This window comes from Spirosoma sp. SC4-14 (assembly GCF_037201965.1).
GTDB lineage: Bacteria > Bacteroidota > Bacteroidia > Cytophagales > Spirosomataceae > Spirosoma.
In genome coordinates this window covers 5,999,058-6,018,311 of record NZ_CP147518.1, presented here as the reverse complement: position 1 = coordinate 6,018,311, position 19,254 = coordinate 5,999,058, and the positions used below count along the sequence as shown (strand labels likewise).

14 protein-coding genes are annotated in these 19,254 nt (G+C 47.4%); 9 read left to right on the top strand and 5 right to left on the bottom strand.

The window, feature by feature from the left end; all coding sequences use genetic code 11:
• The first annotated feature begins 77 nt into the window (after positions 1-77).
• Positions 78-1,328 (top strand): hypothetical protein, encoded by a 1,251-nt coding sequence (locus WBJ53_RS24685; protein ID WP_338871167.1) that lies wholly within the window; start codon positions 78-80, stop codon positions 1,326-1,328.
• Positions 1,329-1,367: 39 nt separating this feature from the next.
• Positions 1,368-2,237, top strand: a complete 870-nt coding sequence (locus WBJ53_RS24680; protein ID WP_338871165.1) for a glycerophosphodiester phosphodiesterase family protein — start codon at positions 1,368-1,370, stop codon at positions 2,235-2,237.
• Here WBJ53_RS24680 and WBJ53_RS24675 read toward each other — a convergent pair.
• The gene (locus WBJ53_RS24675) at positions 2,231-3,226 is read right to left on the bottom strand and encodes a patatin-like phospholipase family protein (RefSeq protein WP_338871163.1); all 996 of its coding nucleotides are present in this window, start codon (positions 3,224-3,226) and stop codon (positions 2,231-2,233) included. The genes WBJ53_RS24680 and WBJ53_RS24675 overlap by 7 nt on opposite strands.
• A 243-nt stretch (positions 3,227-3,469) precedes the next feature.
• Between WBJ53_RS24675 and WBJ53_RS24670 the strand changes: the two genes are divergently transcribed.
• On the top strand, positions 3,470-4,444 hold the full coding sequence (locus WBJ53_RS24670) for a polyprenyl synthetase family protein (protein ID WP_338871161.1): 975 nt from the start codon (positions 3,470-3,472) through the stop codon (positions 4,442-4,444).
• Positions 4,445-4,558: 114 nt separating this feature from the next.
• Here WBJ53_RS24670 and WBJ53_RS24665 read toward each other — a convergent pair whose 3' ends face one another.
• On the bottom strand, positions 4,559-5,332 hold the full coding sequence (locus WBJ53_RS24665; protein WP_338871159.1) for a sterol desaturase family protein: 774 nt from the start codon (positions 5,330-5,332) through the stop codon (positions 4,559-4,561).
• A gap of 216 nt (positions 5,333-5,548) precedes the next feature.
• Here WBJ53_RS24665 and pafA point away from each other — a divergent pair, with 216 nt between their 5' ends.
• Positions 5,549-7,210 (top strand): alkaline phosphatase PafA, encoded by a 1,662-nt coding sequence (pafA, locus tag WBJ53_RS24660; protein WP_338871157.1) that lies wholly within the window; start codon positions 5,549-5,551, stop codon positions 7,208-7,210.
• Between the two features lie 158 nt (positions 7,211-7,368).
• Here pafA and WBJ53_RS24655 read toward each other — a convergent pair whose 3' ends face one another.
• Complete coding sequence (locus WBJ53_RS24655; RefSeq protein ID WP_338871155.1) at positions 7,369-8,136, bottom strand: biotin--[acetyl-CoA-carboxylase] ligase; 768 nt, start codon at positions 8,134-8,136, stop codon at positions 7,369-7,371.
• Positions 8,137-8,249: 113 nt separating this feature from the next.
• On the opposite strand from WBJ53_RS24655, the gene rsfS reads away from it, so the two are divergent.
• Both rsfS and ftsH read left to right on the top strand, forming a co-directional pair.
• Positions 8,250-8,645 (top strand): ribosome silencing factor, encoded by a 396-nt coding sequence (gene rsfS / locus WBJ53_RS24650; RefSeq protein WP_338871153.1) that lies wholly within the window; start codon positions 8,250-8,252, stop codon positions 8,643-8,645.
• 125 nt (positions 8,646-8,770) lie between these two features.
• Positions 8,771-10,801, top strand: coding sequence for an ATP-dependent zinc metalloprotease FtsH (ftsH, locus tag WBJ53_RS24645; protein ID WP_338871151.1), 2,031 nt, complete (start codon positions 8,771-8,773; stop codon positions 10,799-10,801).
• Between the two features lie 84 nt (positions 10,802-10,885).
• On the opposite strand, the gene WBJ53_RS24640 is transcribed toward ftsH, so the two are convergent.
• Positions 10,886-11,377 (bottom strand): metallophosphoesterase family protein, encoded by a 492-nt coding sequence (locus tag WBJ53_RS24640; protein ID WP_338871149.1) that lies wholly within the window; start codon positions 11,375-11,377, stop codon positions 10,886-10,888.
• A 46-nt stretch (positions 11,378-11,423) separates the two neighbouring features.
• A complete protein-coding gene (locus WBJ53_RS24635) occupies positions 11,424-13,103 on the bottom strand; it encodes a fatty acid--CoA ligase (RefSeq protein WP_338871147.1) in 1,680 nt (559 codons plus the stop codon).
• 387 nt (positions 13,104-13,490) lie between these two features.
• On the opposite strand from WBJ53_RS24635, the gene WBJ53_RS24630 reads away from it, so the two are divergent.
• From WBJ53_RS24630 to WBJ53_RS24620, 3 genes are all read left to right on the top strand, one after another.
• A complete protein-coding gene (locus WBJ53_RS24630) occupies positions 13,491-15,098 on the top strand; it encodes a response regulator (protein WP_338877231.1) in 1,608 nt (535 codons plus the stop codon).
• 2 nt (positions 15,099-15,100) lie between these two features.
• On the top strand, positions 15,101-18,703 hold the full coding sequence (locus WBJ53_RS24625) for a response regulator (protein WP_338871145.1): 3,603 nt from the start codon (positions 15,101-15,103) through the stop codon (positions 18,701-18,703).
• Between the two features lie 175 nt (positions 18,704-18,878).
• The gene (locus tag WBJ53_RS24620; protein WP_338871143.1) at positions 18,879-19,244 is read left to right on the top strand and encodes a response regulator; all 366 of its coding nucleotides are present in this window, start codon (positions 18,879-18,881) and stop codon (positions 19,242-19,244) included.
• Positions 19,245-19,254 lie beyond the last annotated feature (10 nt).

Here is a 19,254-nt window from a genome sequence, read left to right as displayed (position 1 = left end):
GTTTGTTGATTGCATAGAAAAATCCCCCGCAGAGTAATCTGTCGGGGGATTTTTATTCATAACTAATCGATCTTAAGATGCGCTTGTTATTAGGTTTATTCCTGCTAATCGGGGCAACCAGTCAGGCCAATTCGCAGCAAATAGGTCAACCGCTTCCTGGCTGGCAACCGGGACAGCTCGATATTCATCATATCAATACTGGACAGGGAAACGCTACGTTTGCGGTTTTGCCTGATGGCACAACCCTCCTGATCGATGCGGGGTCGATTGATCCGATTGACTGGCGGACAAATAAGCCACGGAATCTGCCCATTAAGCCAAACAACCAGCGCAGAGCTGGAGAGTGGATTGCCCGCTATATTCGGAATGTGCTGAGTTTTCAGAAAAGTCCGGCAATCGATTATGCAATTATTACCCACTTCCACGACGACCATATGGGGTCGCCATTGCATATAACTAGCAGATCGGCCGATGGCTATGTGCTGACCGGTATTACGGAAGTGGCCGAATACATACCTATCCATACGATTCTGGACCGGGGCTGGCCCGACTACAGCTATCCACGTCCATTTGATGGTGATTCAATGGTAGTTAATTATCGCAAGTTTCTACGGGGCCAACATCAGAAGAATGGGCTTCATGTCGAGCGGTTTGAGGCTGGACGTGCTAATCAGATTGTCTTGCTGAAGCAACCTAACCACTACCAAAACCTGTTCGAAGTGCGTAATCTGGCAGTAAATGGCGAAGTCTGGACGGGCGATGGCAAGCCGAACCGACACTTGTTTCCTGATCTGAAATCGCTGGCCGTGAACCAATACCCAAACGAGAATATGTGTAGCATAGCGCTCCAGATTCGTTACGGACCGTTCGACTACTTTTCGGGGGGCGATATACCGGGCATATTGCAATTTGGGGAACCCGCCTGGCATGATGTTGAAACACCGCTTGCGCAGATGGTTGGCCCAGTAGACGTTCAGCTTCTGAATCATCATGGGTATAAAGATTCCGAAAATGGCGCGTTGCTGGCCAGCTTGCAGCCACGGGTGTTTGTGATTCCGGCCTGGGCAACTTCACATGCCGACCAGGCTGTACTTGAACGCCTTTTCTCAGAACAGCTTTATACGGGTCAGCGCGACGTATTTGTGACCAATTTACTGGACGAAACAAAAGCAGCTATCAGCAACTTTTTGCCCCGTCTGAGAAGTACATCGGGCCACGTTGTGATACGAGTAAATCCCGGCGGACATACCTATCGCGTTTTAATTTTGGACGATAATACGGAATCATTGGCTATAAAGGCAATTTTTGGGCCCTATCAGGCAAAATAAAAACAGGATTATTAACGAATACAACCTACCTCATTAGTTATGAAAATCGCTTTTCTACTCTGGTCAATGGCATTGTTGTCGATGCCTGTTTTTGCTCAATCCATAAATCGGTTCCACGATAGCAAAACACTGGATATCTTCCTGCAATATCGCCCTAATCGTAAACAGCCGCTTATTCTGGCGCATCGGGGAGGACCAGGAGCAGAGGATACCGAAAATTCGATAGAGACCTTTACGAAAACGGCAAACGCGCTGCCCAATGCTATTCTGGAGATGGACGTTCGGACAACGCATGATGGCCAGTTTGTGATGCTGCATGACCCGACGCTGGATCGCGAATCGGATGCCAAAGGAGCCGTAAGTGAATGGACACTTGCCGACCTGAAAAAGGTGCGACTGAAAACCTTAGATGGGCAACAGACCGATCAGCATTTACCTACGTTTGGCGAGGTATTGGCCTGGAATCAGAACCGATATGTATTATCACTGGATGTTAAGCCTGGAACTGATCCGGCACTTGCCATGAAGGAAGTGGAGAAGTATAAAGCCCAGCACTCAGTATTTGTAATCTGCTACTCGCTGGCAGAAGCGCAACGGATGCGGAATCTGTACCCGGCTCTCTGGCTGGCTGTGGGTGTCAACAGTGAAGCTGATCTGGACCGATTCGAACGTGACGCACTGCCCAAATCGCGCCTGATTGCCTTAACACCCCAAAAGCTACAATCGGTCTCGTTCTATGAGCGTCTTCATAAACTCGGAATCCCCTGCGCCATTGGCACCTATGGTACTGGTCAGTTAGATGAACAACCTATTTCCGAAGCTGCCTCTGGCTATCGGGAGCGTTTTCGGCAGGGGGGCGATATTCTGACAACGGATCGACCGCAGGAGGTGGCTAACTTGTTTCAATGAGCCGAACCGTCGGGATTAGGCTTGGTGCTTTGTTTTTTTAACGCGTCGGTTCCGGCCTGATAGCCCATTACGATTAATCGGCCGATGTCCTCAGATGTAAATTTCATGAGGTTCAGGTAAAGCGGCTCGGTGGGCCGTATGATGTTCAGGGTAAGATTCCGGCCGTGCAGACGTTCGCGTTCGGCAAAGCGTTCGGCCCAGGCAATGTCGTTATTGACCAGTTGATTAACTGTAATATCCTTTACCCGGTCCATCAGGTTCAGCAGGTTGCGGTAGTTGAATTTCTCGTTGTATATTTTTCGGGCATGGCAGGCAATGCAGGTAATTTCGGTAGCACCATCTTCAATGGCAACCCGAAGCGGAGCCACTTCTCGCAGACCACCGTCCAGAAAAGCCCGCCGATGGTCGCCACCAATCTGTATGGCTGGCATCAGAAACGGCAATGAGCTACTAGCATAAACGTACTCCAGAAAATTAGGGTCCTGTTCATCGGCATAGCGCATATCGCCCTCGATAATATCGACGGCACCTACCTTAATTTTCAGCGGACCCTTGCGAATCGTTTCCAGGTCGACATGGCTCTGGATCAGGTTTTTTAGTGGAGTATTGTCGAGCAAACCGTCGAACCGACGAATAATGGTATTATAGCCTAAACGAAACCGCGACCGAATCACGGCTACATCGTCGGGTTTGGTAATGTTCCGAATCCAGAATTCAATCAACTGTTTTCCCACTTTTTCCCAGTCAATTTTGCCATTTTCTGCAAACTGGCGGGCCGACTCATTGGCAATGAAGGTGGCATTTAAACTACCTACCGAAATACCGTAAAGCTGATCTGGAACAAAACCTGATTCGAAAAGTGCCATGACAGCTCCGGCCTGAAAAGCTCCCTTTAATGACCCACCACCCAGAACCAGAGCGCGGGAGGGATGTATTTCGGGTAGAACGGAGGTAGGATGAGGAAGCGGTGGGACTGGATTGTTGATCATAGAGTATTGATTGTTGAGGTAGATACGGGGTAAGTTGACAGTTTTTACGTAATAAACAAAACGAAACCGGTTGTAAACCTTTAGGGTTTTATGAGCGGCTTTTTCGGCGTCTGCACTTTCCTTGCTATACTTGCCAAAAATTTAGCCTGTCGAGGTTCAATTGTAGCATTAGCACATGAAAAAGCCCGCGCTGACTACTAAACGAATACAACCGGCTATCTATTGACTACTGTCGACTTCAATATGCCTCTTTCTGTTGCTGATATTCAAGCCCCAATTGCTGCCGAAATGGCGTTGTTCGAGCAGAAATTCCGGGGCCAGATGAAAAGCGACGTTATGCTGCTGGACCAAATCATGAACTACATCGTGAAGCGGAAAGGTAAGCAACTCCGACCCATGTTCGTTTTTCTCACTGCTGGCGTATGTGGGCAAATCACCGAAGCGACGTATCGGGGCGCTTCGCTCATTGAGTTGCTGCACACGGCTACTCTTGTACACGACGATGTGGTCGATGATTCGAATTACCGTCGCGGTTTTTTTTCAGTAAATGCGCTCTGGAAAAACAAAGTAGCGGTGCTGGTTGGCGATTACCTGCTCTCGCGGGGGTTGCTGCTATCGGTCGATAACGGCGATTTCGATTTACTTCAGATTGTTTCGAAAGCTGTACGGGAAATCAGTGAAGGCGAACTGCTACAACTTTATAAGGCGCGTCGGCTCGATATTACGGAAGATGTCTATTATGAAATTATCCGGCAGAAAACAGCATCACTCATTGCCGCCTGTTGCGCCGTAGGGGCACGTTCGGCGGGTGTTGCTACGGATATTATCGAAAAGGCCCGCTTGTTCGGCGAAAAAGTTGGCATTGCCTTTCAAATTAAAGACGATTTGTTCGACTACGGAACAGCTGAAGTTGGAAAACCGCTGGGGATCGATATTAAGGAGAAAAAGATGACGTTGCCGCTCATCTATGCGCTTAACAAAGCCGGTTTTTTCGAAAAACGCCAGATCATTAACATTATCAAAAATAATAGTGAGAATCCCAAAAAAGTGGATGAAGTTATCTCATTCGTGAAAGGCTCGGGCGGTATTCAGTATGCAACCGAAGCCATGAACAAGTATGTGGGCGAAGCACAACGCATACTCGACACATTCCCCGAATCAACCTACCGTAACTCGCTTCATCAGTTGGTGCAATATACCATTGAGCGGAGTAAGTAAAAGCCCCCTAGCCCCCAAAGGGGGAAGTGCTGCCGCTTTCCTTTAGCTGCTTATTAAGGTGCGACAGCCGCATCGGCGGTCCGAAACTAAGCGGCAGCACTTCCCCTTTGGGGGCTAGGAGGCTGTTTTGTCCTTAAATACCTGATGGAAGTCAGGGCTTTCGGTTTTCATCCATTTATCCCAGAAAGTAAAATAAAGACCGTAGTTGAACCGGAACTGCGAATGATGCAGGCCATGATGGGTAGCGCCAATTAGCCAGCGACCCAGCCAATGCTGATCGAAATTACGAGGATAGATTTCGGTATTCAGGTGATTGATGGCGCTGGAAACCGTCATGATCAGTAACAAAATACCAACTGCCGACAGGTGTAAGGGCAACACGAACGTGAGAGCTGGAATCACAATCGCCTGTAAGGTACTTTCGATCGGATGAAACGAAAATGCTGTCCAGGGCGATGTAGTAATACTTTCGTGGTGGGTTTTATGTACCCGCCGATATACGCCCGGTCGGTGCATCCAGCGGTGCAGCCAGTAATAATACGTTTCGTGAATAAAGAGAACTACTAAAATACTGATCGGATACCAGATGACCGGGTAATCGTGCCGGTTGGTATAAATCTGTGTATAGCCACCCTGATAGGCTGCGATGAGTCCGAGCGCAATAGCCGTAAAAATCAGCGAGGTAATTAACGACCATCCAATCTCCCGCCAATGCTGACCTGGTTTGCGGGGGCGGGTCTGAACGGCTCGATGGGCAAACTGCTCTTTCATTGATAAGTTGAACAGCCACCAGAATACCAGCGAAAAAAGAACATATCGCCCAAAAATGGCTATGAAGAAAATCAGTGCTGTTAACCAGAACGTTACGGGTGTATCAATCTGAATCATGATTGCAAAGAACACTCAATTTAGTCGCATACCAATCAACTGATTAGACGCCATAATGTTATGGAATTTAGGATGTGTTGTCTGTCTTGTTTTATGATCTGATAGTCGGATTGTGAAGCCAGCCAGTATTCATAAAGGCTTTATGCTGCGGAAGTATCGGCCCGGCAATTTGTTTGTACCTTTGCAAAAGGTACTCCAACCAACTCAATAGGTTTCATGCGTCTATATTCTCCCATTTTATTGGCGTCGTTGTTTGTGACAACAACGTTTGCACAACCTAAAAAAACATCGGGTACGCCAGTGGCTTCTCAGGCGGTTTCCCGGCCAAAGCTCGTTGTCGGCATTGTTATTGACCAGATGCGCTACGATTATTTATACCGGTATTATAGCAAGTTTGGCACCGGCGGTTTTCGGCGTATGATGGATGGGGGCTTCAATGCCCGAAACAACCACTACCACTATGCCGCTACGTATACCGGCCCTGGTCATGCTGCCATCTATACGGGCTCGGCACCTGCTTTGAATGGTATTGTTGGCAATGATTTTTATGAACGGAATATCGGCCGGCTGATGTATTGTGCCGAAGATACGTCTGTTAGTACTGTTGGTAATACCGGTACAGCCGGTAAAATGTCGCCCCAAAACCTGTTGGTAACAACTATTGGCGATCAGTTGAAACTAGCCACCGACGGCCGCTCCAAGGTAGTAGGCATTGCCCTAAAAGACCGGGGAGCCATCATGCCCGCTGGCCATGCTGCCGATGCGGCTTACTGGTTCGATTCGAAAGACGGTAATTTTATCAGTAGCACATTCTATCTGAACGAATTGCCCCAATGGGTACAGGCGTTCAATGCTCGCAAACTGCCCGAACAGTTTATTACGCAAAAGTGGGAGCCAACGCTGGCAATGAACCAGTATACCGAAAGCACCCCCGACGATGAACCGTATGAATCGGTCATGGCTGGCGAAACAAAATCGGTTTTCCCACATAGCTTTGCTATTCAGGCTGGTGGTTCGAAATACGAACCCCTGCGGACCAGCCCTTATGGCGACCAGATTACAAAAGAATTTGCGCTGGCGGCTCTGAAAGGAGAAAAGCTAGGACAACACGACGTAACGGATATGCTTTGTGTCAGCTTTTCGTCGCCCGATTATATAGGCCATGCTTTTGGCACACATGCCATCGAAACCGAAGACAACTACATCCGGCTCGACCGTCAGCTATCCGATATTTTTACCTATCTGGATGCCAACGTTGGCAAAGGGCAGTGGACCGCATTTTTGTCGGCTGATCATGGCGTGGTCGATGCGCCAGGTTTTTTGCAGCAATACAAAATTCCGGCGGGTGTGAAAAGCTATGGCGAAGTTGGCGAGCTGGTGAAATCGACGCTTGAGAAAGCCTATGGTCCAGGCCAATGGATGCTATCCTACATCAATCAGCAGATATATCTGAATCATTCGCTACTGACGGAAAAGAAAATTGCGATTCAGGATGTGTATGAATTACTGCGGGCTACATTGTTGAAACAGCGTGGAGTGGTCAACGTGGTCAATTTGCATAATCTGGGGGCCGAAGCCATGCCTACGCTCCAGGAAAACCTGTTCCGCAATGTATATCATCCGAATCGGAGTGGCGATTTTTATGTAATGCAACCCCCCGGCTGGATCGAAGGCCGCTCGAAAGGAACTACACATGGCACTACCTATTCCTACGACACACACGTGCCTTTCCTGCTCTATGGCTGGGGCGTTAAACCGGGACAAACCCTGCGCCGGACGCACATTCATGACATTGCACCAACCATTACGGCTTTGCTCAGCCTTCTGGAGCCAAACGGGTGCATTGGCAATCCTGTTGAAGAAGCGCTGGTGAAATAGATGATTGAATGATTGAATTGTTGAATGATTGAATTGATGGTTACATTCAACAATTCAACAATTCAACAATTCAATCATTCAACAATTCAATCATTCAACAATTCAATCATTCAACAATTCAATCATTCAATCATTCAACAATTCAATCATTCAACAATTCAATCATTAACAAAGCTTACTTCCTTAAACCCAAAATACCGCAACTCTCCTCCAACTGCAATTGCCAATCGGCCCAGCGCGTCGACACCCGCAATTGAGCCCCGAAACGTTTCTCCATTGCTTTCAAAAGTAGCCTCTTGCTGATACCGGTACAGCGTTTGGAGATAATTGACCTTTACGTTTTCGCGTTGATTGGCGCGTAACTGTAAGTAACGGGCTTCTATTTTTTCGCTTAGCGAGCTCAAAATGCCCGGCAGATCATAATTTTCGGGGAGTGGAGCTTCCTGCTGCAATGATGTGGCCGTTGGATAAGTAAATTCGGTTTGATTAATGTTAAGGCCGATTCCTGCTACTGACCAGGCTATGCTGTAGCCATGCAGGATATTTTCGATCAGGATTCCACCCAACTTTCTGTTTCCTACGTATATATCGTTAGGCCACTTAATGCGCAGATCTGATCCGATAAGGGATGACAAGGTGTCATAGATACCGAGCGAAATAGCCATGTTAAGCCAGAACTGCTCTGTAGCCGATAGGAAAGAGGGCTTTAAAATCAGCGAAAAAGTTAAATTTTGGGCCGATTTAGCTTCCCAAACGTTCCCTCGCTGCCCTCGGCCAGCCGTTTGATTGTCAGTTACGACAAGAGTGCCTTCGGTTGGGTCGCCCTCGGCAATCAAAGTCGATGCTTCGTCGTTTGTAGACTGACAGCTTGGCAGATATTTAACTATTTGCCCAATAAAAAGAGTTTTGGGATAGATTTTGTACAAAATATTGTATAGTTTAGTAGTAGGAAGTCAATGAATGGTGCTCTGGATACTTATACTATCCGTTTCTATAAGTACCCGCTGGTTGGCTTATCGTGCAATGTTAAACCGAAAGCATGAGAATTAACAAAAGCAGTGAATTTTCAGCCGAGCAGATCCGCGATTTTGTAGTGCGGGGAATGCTGGAAAAAAAAGCGCAGGATATTGTTGTTATGGACCTGCGTAATGTTAAAAATGCCATTTGCGATTTCTTCGTTCTTTGTTCCGGTACGTCTGATACACAAATTGATGCTATTTCGACTTCTATTGAAGAAGAAGTGTACAAAGCGAGCCATCAGGACCCGTGGCATAGAGAAGGTAAAACAAATCGGGAGTGGATTTTATTAGATTATGTGGACGTGGTTGCCCACGTATTTAAAAAAGACCGACGGTCGTTCTACGATCTGGAACAGCTTTGGGGCGATGCCGAAATTCAGCATATCGACGAAAGCGTGCTCGAAACAGCTAACTGAGCAAAACCAGACAATTTCGACCGTTTATTGAATAGACAAGCCGTCTATCCGAACCATTTCGTAACAGAAACATAACTTTACGAATTGGTGTTACTCATGAAATCCGTTATGTACAGCCTGAGGAAATGTCAGAAAACAACAATAGAAATCCGCTAGTACCACGAGGAGGTCCACGAAAACCCAACTTTCAGGGGTGGATTGTCGCGCTACTGATTGCCGCCATTCTGGGAATTACCTTTTTTAACAAAAGCTCTTCAACGCACGAAATTTCACAAAAGCGTTTTGAGCGGATGGTAAAAGACCATGAAGTGGCTGATGTAGTCGTCGTCAATGATAAAATTGCAGAGGTAACGCTTACCCAGCAAGCAGCGCAAAGCCCTAAATACCGTAGCCTCTTTGCCGATAAGCCCTATTTCGGTACTAATCATGGGCCTCATTTTCAGTTTCAGGTTGCTTCGGGCGAATCGTTTAAAAAAGACCTCGACCAGTTGCAGCAAGGTCTGCCCGACAACGAAAAAATTGATTTTCGCTTCGAGACCCGAAGCGACTTTGGTAGTATTATCAGTACCTGGGGTTTCCTGATTGTTATGATTCTGGCCATGTACTTCCTCCTTGGCCGTATGTCGGGAGCTGGAGGGCCTGGTGGACAGATCTTTAACATTGGCAAATCGAAGGCCGCTCTGTTTGATGCCGACAATAAGGTGAAGATCACCTTCAACGATGTGGCAGGGCTGGATGAAGCCAAAGAGGAAATCAAGGAAATCGTCGATTACCTGAAAAACCCGACCAAGTTTACAAAGCTGGGTGCTAAAATTCCGAAAGGAGCTTTGCTGATTGGCCCTCCGGGTACGGGTAAAACCCTGCTGGCAAAAGCCGTAGCGGGCGAAGCTGGCGTGCCATTTTTCTCGCTGTCGGGTTCCGATTTTGTAGAGATGTTTGTTGGTGTGGGAGCTGCCCGTGTACGTGATCTGTTTAAGCAGGCAAAAGAAAAAGCACCCTGTATCATCTTCATTGATGAGATCGATGCTGTGGGTCGTTCGCGGGGGCGTGGCTCGATGCCGGGTGCCAACGACGAACGCGAAAATACACTGAACTCGCTGCTGGTTGAAATGGATGGTTTCGCTACCGATTCAGGGATCATTATCCTGGCCGCAACAAACCGTCCTGATGTACTTGATTCTGCTTTGCAGCGTCCGGGCCGTTTCGACCGTCAGATCAGTATCGATAAACCAGACATTGTTGGTCGTGAAGCAATTTTCCGGGTTCACCTGAAGCCAATTAAACTGGCGGCTGATGTCGATCCGAAAGAATTAGCCGCACAGACACCTGGATTTGCCGGCGCTGAAATCGCAAACGTATGTAATGAGGCCGCTCTGATTGCTGCCCGTAGCGATAAGGAAGCAGTTGATATGAAAGATTTCCAGGATGCGATGGATCGCGTGATTGGTGGTCTGGAAAAGAAAAACAAGCTGATTTCGCCCGAAGAGAAAGAAATCGTAGCCTACCACGAAGCAGGTCACGCTGTAGCGGGCTGGTTCCTCGAACATGCCGATCCGCTCGTTAAGGTGACGATTGTGCCGCGTGGGGTGGCTGCACTGGGTTATGCTCAGTATCTGCCCCGTGAGCAGTATCTCTACCGCACAGAACAACTGATGGACGAGATGTGCATGGCTTTGGGCGGTCGGGCTGCCGAAGATATTATTTTCGGTAAGGTTTCAACCGGTGCGTTGAGCGATCTTGAACGTATTACGAAACTGGCCTATAGCATGGTAACCATGTATGGTATGAACGATAAGATCGGCAATGTTTCGTTCTACGATTCGAAGCAATCGGATTATGCATTTAATAAACCGTATTCAGAAGAAACGGCCAAGCATATCGACGAAGAAGTTCGTAAGATTGTAGACATTGCTTATACGCGGACCAAAGATCTGCTGACCGATAAGCGAGAAGCACTGGAGGTTATTGCGAAAGAATTACTTGAAAAAGAAATTCTTTATCAGAACGATCTGGTGCGGTTGATTGGCAAGCGTCCGTTTGAACGTGAAACGGTTTATCAGGCGTATAAAAACAAAGGTGTTGCCGAAGCGTTGAAAGAAGAGGTTGGTAAGGAATCGAAACCTGCCGAAACCGAACCCGAGTCGCTGCCTTTATAAAAATAATTTCCAAAAAGGGCCTTCATTTAGCATGAAGGCCCTTTTTTTGTTTATTGGCAGGCTTTTAAGACAGGACGGATTAAGTTATTTCTTTCCCAGTTCAATTACCTGCATATCCAGAATGCGTCCGGCATCGAGCGTAAACCGAATGGCCGTGCGCATCTGATGAAAGCCAGTTTTGCCTGCCGCACCGGGGTTTATGAATAGCAGGTTCTTCCGTTTAGGGTCACGTACAACTTTAAGAATGTGCGAATGACCGCAAACGAACAGATCGGGCGGGTTAAGCTGGAGGTTAGGTCGAACAATAGGATTGTATTTGGGCGGTGTTCCGCCAATATGCGTGATCCAGATGTCCAGATCTTCCAGTGTAAAACGGAGATGGGAAGGAAGCTCCCGCGTTTCGGTATCGATATTTCCGCATACAACCCGCAATGGACGAAAAGCCTGAAGTTGCTCGGCAACCGTTAGCGCGCCTACATCGCCTGCGTGCCAGATTTCGTCGCAGGTATCAAAATGGGTAAATAGCTGCGGATCAAGAAAACTATGCGTATCTGAAAGCAAGCCTATTCGAGTCATGGTCGAAAATTTCGGCTGGTGGTTTGGTTTCCTACCAGCCGTATGATTATGATAGTACGCGCTCTTTCAGTTCGGCGCGAATTCGTTTTTTATCGATTTTACCTACACTGGTTTTCGGTATTTCGGTAACAAAGATAATGCTGTCGGGCATATACCATTTGTGGATTTCTCCCCGGTTGATCCGCTCCTGTACACTGGTTTTAATGGCTTCGGTGGTCAGTGTATAACCGGGTTTCTGAACAATCAGTGCGTGGGGTCGTTCGCCCCAGCGATCGTCGGGTAAGCCTACTACGGCCGATTCGGCTACGCCCTCTACCTGCGATAATACATCCTCCATGTCGAGCGACGATACCCATTCGCCCCCTGTTTTAATCACATCTTTAGTACGATCGGCCACTACAATCCAATGATCGGGCGTAATACTGGCCACGTCGCCCGTGTGTAGCCAGCCACCCCGCCAGAGTTCGGCACCCCGGTCGGGATCGTTGTAGTAGCCTTGTGTTGTCCAGGGTGTTCGCACCACAATTTCGCCCAGTGTTTCGCCATCATGTGGCACAAACTCACCTTCTTCGTTCATGAGCCGGGCCTCCACAAAAGGCGCAATCCGACCTGCCCGGGTTCTATAGTCAATCTGCTCATCCAGTGGCAGTGCCCGTTCTTTATCATTCAGATATACTACCGACAGAATTGGGGCTGTTTCCGACATTCCATAACCAGCCGTTACATTAATGCCAAGATTCAGGGCTGCTTTGGCTAAGCCTTTAGTGAGGGCTGAGCCACCTATCAGCACACTCCAGCGACTTAACTGATCCCGGAACTTCTGAGCTGCCGGATTGCTGACAAGCATGTTCAGAATGGTGGGCACGCAATGCGAGAGCGTTACCCCTTCGGTAACCAGAAGTTTCAACAGCATTTCGGGTTCATATTTGCCCGGATATACCTGTTTGCCCGACATCAGCGTAGCCAGAAATGGAAACCCCCAGGCATGGACGTGAAACATGGGCGTAATGGGCATATACACATCCTTGCGCGAATTGAACGGCAACGCTTCGTATCCAATCAGATACGTTAACAGGCCCATAGTATGCAGAAACAACTGCCGGTGCGAAAAATAGACACCCTTAGGATTGCCCGTAGTTCCGGTCGTGTAGAACGTGGTAGCCCATGTATTCTCATCGAAATCCGGGAAATCGTAGTGAACCGACGCATCCCGCAGCAATGCTTCATACTCGCCAACAAAACCCGCCGGTACATGGCCAATTGCATTGAGGTCGGTATAGACTTTGTCGCTAATGAGCACGAATGTTTCTACGGTCGTTAACTGGTCTTTAATAGCACTCAGGATCGGCAGGAAATCTTCGTGAATCAGCACCACTTTGTCCTGTGCATGATTCATGGTATAGAGAATCTGAGCGGGCGACAACCGGACGTTTACGGTATGAAGTATAGCGCCAAGGCTGGTAACCCCAAAAAAACATTCGAGATAGCGGTGACTATCCCAATCGAATACGGCAACAGTATCGCCCGGATTAACCCCGATGCCCGTGAGCACATTGGCTAATTGCCGAACACGTCGGTTGAACTCAACATAATTCATTCGGAACAGATCGCGATAAACAATTTCCCGTTGCGGTTCATATTTGATCGACTCCGCCAGGATGTTTTTTATGAGCATAGGAGGCTCGTAAGCCTCAGGGGTTCTGGGAATTAATTTTGTCTGGATCATGGTTAATGATGGTCTATATGTAAAAAACGAAAAAAAACCGTTGCGGTTGAATTATGGAGAGAAAAAATAGAAATCTTGGTCGACGGAACGAACCCTCTGAAAGAGTGAATACCATCTGGCAGATAAGCCTTGCGTCAGCTTTTCACTCTTTCGTTCTTTGGTTCTTTTACGCTTAAATTGGGCCGTATAAAAACTAAGGAAGCTTTTTATTGCTTATAACCATCATACATTTGGAAGCACCTGCCAGAATGGCATATCTTCACAATAAAATTGCCGGCCGCGCAATTGTTCAGGGAAAAGGTTTTTGCCAGATCGATAAAACGAATTGCCAGCCGCATTTTATCGCTCGCTGCGATCAATACCAACGTTATAAAAGTTATCGTGAATATGGTTCTCATTGTCGATGACAGACCAGAGAATATTTTTCCGTTAAAAAAGATTCTGGAACTGCATAACTTCTCCGTCGATACGGCCGAATCGGGCGAAGAAGCATTAAAAAAAATTCTCAAAACCAATTATTCCGTTATTATTCTGGACGTGCAGATGCCCGGAATGGATGGGTTTGAAGTGGCCAATGCCATAACGGGGTTTAGTAAATCGAAAGACTCTTCCATCATTTTTTTATCGGCTGTTAATAAAGAGAAAAAATTTATAACAAAAGGTTATACTGCTGGCGGAATCGATTATCTGACCAAACCTGTCGACCCCGATATACTTGTCCTGAAAGTAAAAACGCTCCATAGGCTCTACGAACAACAGCAGGAGCTACGAACAGCTCAGGATTTGTTACGCAACGAGATTGAAGTAAGAAAACAGGCTCAGGAAGAACTGGCGGCCCGGATGCAGGACCTGAGGCTGGTGCTGGCTTCGTTACCGCAGATGGCTTTCACGGTGGCTAATAGTGGCCGAATCGAATACGTAAACGAACATTGGTATAACTATTCTACTGACCCAACGGCTTTTCCGGAAGTGCATCCCGACGATGAGCCTGTTTGTACGGAATGGCCTGTTTATCTGGAACGCGGTATCGAATTCACGCGGGAAGTCCGTCTAAAGGAACTTACAACGGACAACTATAAATACCACTTATTACGGATCATACCAATAAAGCAGCAGGATACGGTTGTGCGCTGGGTAGGAACCTTTACCGACATTCATCCCCAAAAGCTGGTAGCCGAAATTCTGGAAGAACAGGTTGCTACCCGCACTAAAGAACTGTTGCTGAAAAATGCAGAGCTGGAGACAACCAATCATGAGCTTCAGCAATTTACGTGGGTTGTTTCGCACGATTTGAAAGAACCCTTGCGCAAAATTCAGCTCCTTCACGATCTGATCCGAGAGAAATATCTGAAAGAAAATCCTGAGGCTGTTGCTTATCTGGAACGATCCATTAAATCATCGGCCCGGCTGTCGGGACTCATCGACGATTTACTTTCCTATTCGCAACTGGCCAAACCAGCTACTTTTAAACCTACCGACCTCAATGCACTGCTGAATGAAGTATTGGTCGATTTTGAGGAAGTGATTCGCAAAAAGCAGGCTACCGTAACGATCGATCCGTTACCAATGATCGATACTATACCAGGGCGAATCCGGCAGGTTTTTCAGAATCTGATCAGTAACGCACTTAAGTTCTCGAAGGGCGATGTTGCGCCCATCATTCATATCAGTGCCGAACGGATTCAGAAAAAAGAGGTTGATAGTACACCGGCGCTCAATGGAATGTTTTGTCGTATAGTGGTAAGCGACAACGGGATTGGCTTTGATGAGAAATTCCTCGACCGAATCTTTGTTATTTTTCAGCGATTAAATAACCGCTCCAGTTATGAAGGAACCGGAATTGGGCTGGCCATCGCTAAGAAAAACATTGAAAAACATCAAGGGCTTATTTCTGCCAGAAGTCGTTTGGGCGAAGGCACTAGCTTTATCCTTGTGTTGCCAATGCAGCATATAAACGAGCCCATTACCGACTACCTAACTTCTCCTCAGAATTAACCATGCCTAAAACTATATCAAATTCTGTGATCAGGCAGTTACAGATTGTGTTTTCTATCTCAATCCTGCTGCTGGTTGGTAGCCTTGTCGCTTCGTATTATAGCATTCAGAAACTGATCAGTAACTCACAGTTGGTGAACCATACCAATCAGGTGCTGATAGAAGCCGAGAACATCATTTCGTATATGAAAGATGCCGAAACCGGGCAGCGGGGCTTTCTAATAACACTCGACCCCAGTTTTCTGGACCCTTACAATGGAGCGTATGCAAAGGTGCAGAACAGCTACAATGAGCTGGCCGACCTGACGGCCGATAACGAAATTCAGCAGCAGAATCTGAACGAGGTCAAGTCGCTGTATGAAGACAAATTTGCGCAGATGCAGCGAATCATAAACCTGACCCGACGCAATAAATCGTTCGGGCGCGATACGTTGTCGCGCTACAATGAAATGATTCGGGGCAAGAAACTGATGGACAATCTGCGGCTTGTAACGAATCGTATCAAAAGCGAAGAAAGTAAGATACTGGCCAATCGGGTTGCGCAACAGCAGGTATACATTACCTATACGCCCTTTCTGATGCTAATAGCAGCCGTAATCTCTATCATGATTACGGTTAGTACGTATGTCCGTATCAAACGAGACCTCGACAACCGGATAGCCAGCCAGATTGAGGCCGAAGAGCGATATAGGGAAACCAATGACCGAATTGGCCTCATGGAGGACATTACCACCGATATTGCCGAAGGAAACTATTCGGTAAGAAGTAACGATACTCGTGATGATGAACTGGGCCGGATTGGGAAAGCGCTGAACACAATGGCCGCTTCGCTGGAAAGTACATTTACCGATTTACAAAATCGCAACTGGCTGCAATCGGGCACGCTTAGCCTGACAGAGTCGATTCGGGGGGAGCGCAATCTGGAAAAACTGGCCGATAATCTGATTCAAAAAACCTGCCAGTATCTGGATGCACCGGTAGGAACTGTTTATATTATCGACGGCGACTCGACCTACCGGCTGGTTGGTAATTATGCTGCGAACAATGCACCAACAACCATTCGGATGGGAGAGGGGCTGGTTGGGCAGGCTATCAAGGCCCAAAAAACACTCGTGATTCAGGATTTGCCCGAAACCTACCTGACTGTCAACTCGTCGTTGGGCAATACACAGCCCGTAGCACTCATCATTGCGCCACTGGTATACACCAATATTTGTATTGGCATAATTGAAATTGGACTCCTCTATAAGCCAGATCCGCTCCAGATTACTTTTCTCGAATCCAATCTGGATGCACTGTCTATTGGTGTTAATTCGGCGCTGGATTATGTGAAGCTGCAAAATTTCCTCGAAGAAACACAGGCGCAGTCGGAAGAGCTACAGGCACAGCATAACGAACTGGAAAACGTAAACGCCGAACTTGAAGCCCAGGCGCTGAAACTTCAGGCATCGGAAGAAGAACTGCGTGTGCAGCAGGAAGAACTCCAGCAAACCAATGCCGAACTCGAAGAACGAAGCCTGTTGCTGGAGCAGAAAAATGAGGAAATTGTGAAAAAAGCCGAAGAGCTGGAACTGAGTACCCGCTATAAATCGGAGTTTCTGGCCAATATGTCGCACGAGTTACGCACGCCACTCAACTCAATTCTGTTGCTCAGCCGATTGCTTTCCGAAAATAATGAGGATAACCTGACCAGCGATCAGATTGAATATGCCAAAGTAATTCAGACCTCGGGCAATGGCCTGCTTGGCCTGATCGACGAAATTCTGGATCTGTCGAAGATTGAAGCCGGGCAGATGAAACTCGAATACCTCGATGTGCCGGTCCAGGAAATTACGGATGAACTACAGGCGTTGTTTGGGCCGCTGGCTAACGAAAAACACCTCGAATTTGCCATTAACGTAGAGTCGGGTGTTCCAGGTGTTATTGAAACCGATAAAATGCGACTGGGGCAGATTCTGAAAAACCTGATCTCCAACGCGCTGAAATTTACGTCGAAAGGCTCGGTCTCGCTAACGATCCAGAAAGCTGCCGACTCGTCCCTTCAATTCATTGTCAAGGATACCGGCATTGGCATTCCGCCAGAAAAACAGCATCTTATTTTTGAAGCCTTCCAGCAGGCCGATGGGTCGACCAAGCGAAAATACGGCGGTACGGGGCTGGGCCTGTCGATCAGTCGCGAACTGGCCAAGCTGCTGGGGGGCGAAATTACGCTCAAAAGCAACGTAAACGAAGGCAGTACCTTCACGGTTCATTTGCCCGGAACACCCGGCGAGGCTGCTCCACATTCGGCACCGGTTTATGTGAGCCGAAAACCCGAAACGTCTCCTCTGGTTACAGAAGAACCCGAAGAGGAAACACCTATTCAATATATCAGTACTATTATCCCCGAGGCTATTCCCGATGACCGAAAATCAATTACAACCGACGACAAAACGATCCTGATTGTTGAGGACGATACCAGTTTCGCTAAATCGCTGCTCGATTATTCGCGACGGAAAGGCTACAAGGGCATCGTAGCGGTGCGGGGCGACGAGGGGCTCCGACTGGCCGGTATCTATAAACCAATGGGCATATTGCTGGATATTCAGTTGCCCGTTATGAATGGCTGGCAGGTAATGGATGCCTTAAAGGCCGATCCGCAAACGCGACACATTCCGGTGCACATTATGTCGTCGCATAAGGTGAAAAAAGAAAGCCTGTCGAAAGGAGCTATTGATTTTGTGGATAAACCAATGGCTTTTGAGCAAATGCAGGAAGTTTTCGAGAAAATAGAGTACGTATTAAGCAGTAAATCCAGGAAAGTACTCATTATTGAAGATAACCCGAAACATGCCAAGGCGCTGGCTTATTTTCTGGAATCGTTTAATATTAACTCGGAGTTGAAGAGTAATATTTTGGAAAGCGTTGAAGCCTTAAAACAGGAACAAATCAACTGCGTTATTCTGGATATGGGCGTGCCCGATTCAAAAGCCTACGATACGCTGGAGGAAGTGAAGAAAAATCCGGGGCTCGAAAGTCTGCCCATTATTATTTTCACCGGCAAAAGCCTATCCATGGCCGAAGAGCTAAAAATTAAAAAATATGCCGACTCGATTATTGTAAAAACAGCCCATTCGTATCAGCGGATGCTCGATGAAGTTTCGCTGTTCCTGCATCTGGTCGATGAAAATAAAAAAACTTCGGCAACGGCAAGTCAAAAGAAATTAGGCGCCTTAGGTCAGGTATTGACAGGTAAAACGGTGCTGGTTGCCGACGACGATGTCCGTAATATTTTCTCCCTCTCCAAAGCCCTGGAGAATTATAAGATGAATGTTATTACGGCGCTGGATGGAAAAGAAGCCATTCAGAAATTGCAGGAAAACCCAACTATTGATTTGGTCTTGCTCGATATGATGATGCCGCAGATGGACGGGTACGAAACGGCCCGAAAAATCCGCGAAAATTATCAGTGGAAATCTCTGCCCGTTATTGCCGTAACGGCAAAAGCCATGACCGGCGACCGGGAGCGGTGCATTCAGGCCGGAGCATCTGACTACATCACTAAACCTGTTGATATCGATCAGCTTATGTCGCTGCTGCGTGTGTGGCTCTATGAGCGGTCGTAGTTGTCTCAAATAGTATTCTGCTGTTTAAGGCAATTAGAATAATGGCATTCCAACCTAATTAATCAAACGAAACGTTCATGCTGGCCAAGCACACCAGCGGGCGACCGTTCCAAGGCATGAATATTCGGCTTCTAATCGCCCCCTTTGGGGGTGAGGGGCTTTTAACCAAATGAAAATGACTAAGAAACGGGTGTTGATTATCGACGACGATGCACGAAATATTTTTGCATTGACCGCTACCCTGAAGGCCAGATCCTACGAGTGTATTTCCTGCAGTAGTGCCCAGGAGGCTCTTGATTTGCTGGAAACCGACGAGGTTGTCGATATTGTGCTGATCGATATGATGATGCCTGAGATGGATGGTTATGAGGCTATTCCACGCATTAAAAACATTGTAAGCCGACGCGACACGCCCATTATTTCGGTTACAGCTCAGGCAATGGTGGGCGATCGGGAGAAGAGTTTACTGGCTGGTGCAACGGACTATATTGCGAAACCGATTGATGTGGACAGATTATTGCAATTGCTATCTCGGCTTTAGTTGGATTACG

What these genes read in the sequence shown, in the direction of transcription:
- WBJ53_RS24685 (WP_338871167.1), top strand. Translation starts at nt 78, where the DNA reads ATGCGCTTGTTATTAGGTTTATTCCTGCTAATCGGGGCAACCAGTCAG.
- WBJ53_RS24680 (WP_338871165.1), top strand. Translation starts at nt 1,368, where the DNA reads ATGAAAATCGCTTTTCTACTCTGGTCAATGGCATTGTTGTCGATGCCT.
- WBJ53_RS24675 (WP_338871163.1), bottom strand. Translation starts at nt 3,226, where the DNA reads ATGATCAACAATCCAGTCCCACCGCTTCCTCATCCTACCTCCGTTCTA.
- WBJ53_RS24670 (WP_338871161.1), top strand. Translation starts at nt 3,470, where the DNA reads ATGCCTCTTTCTGTTGCTGATATTCAAGCCCCAATTGCTGCCGAAATG.
- WBJ53_RS24665 (WP_338871159.1), bottom strand. Translation starts at nt 5,332, where the DNA reads ATGATTCAGATTGATACACCCGTAACGTTCTGGTTAACAGCACTGATT.
- pafA (WP_338871157.1), top strand. Translation starts at nt 5,549, where the DNA reads ATGCGTCTATATTCTCCCATTTTATTGGCGTCGTTGTTTGTGACAACA.
- rsfS (WP_338871153.1), top strand. Translation starts at nt 8,250, where the DNA reads ATGAGAATTAACAAAAGCAGTGAATTTTCAGCCGAGCAGATCCGCGAT.
- ftsH (WP_338871151.1), top strand. Translation starts at nt 8,771, where the DNA reads ATGTCAGAAAACAACAATAGAAATCCGCTAGTACCACGAGGAGGTCCA.
- WBJ53_RS24640 (WP_338871149.1), bottom strand. Translation starts at nt 11,377, where the DNA reads ATGACTCGAATAGGCTTGCTTTCAGATACGCATAGTTTTCTTGATCCG.
- WBJ53_RS24635 (WP_338871147.1), bottom strand. Translation starts at nt 13,103, where the DNA reads ATGATCCAGACAAAATTAATTCCCAGAACCCCTGAGGCTTACGAGCCT.
- WBJ53_RS24630 (WP_338877231.1), top strand. Translation starts at nt 13,491, where the DNA reads ATGGTTCTCATTGTCGATGACAGACCAGAGAATATTTTTCCGTTAAAA.
- WBJ53_RS24625 (WP_338871145.1), top strand. Translation starts at nt 15,101, where the DNA reads ATGCCTAAAACTATATCAAATTCTGTGATCAGGCAGTTACAGATTGTG.
- WBJ53_RS24620 (WP_338871143.1), top strand. Translation starts at nt 18,879, where the DNA reads ATGACTAAGAAACGGGTGTTGATTATCGACGACGATGCACGAAATATT.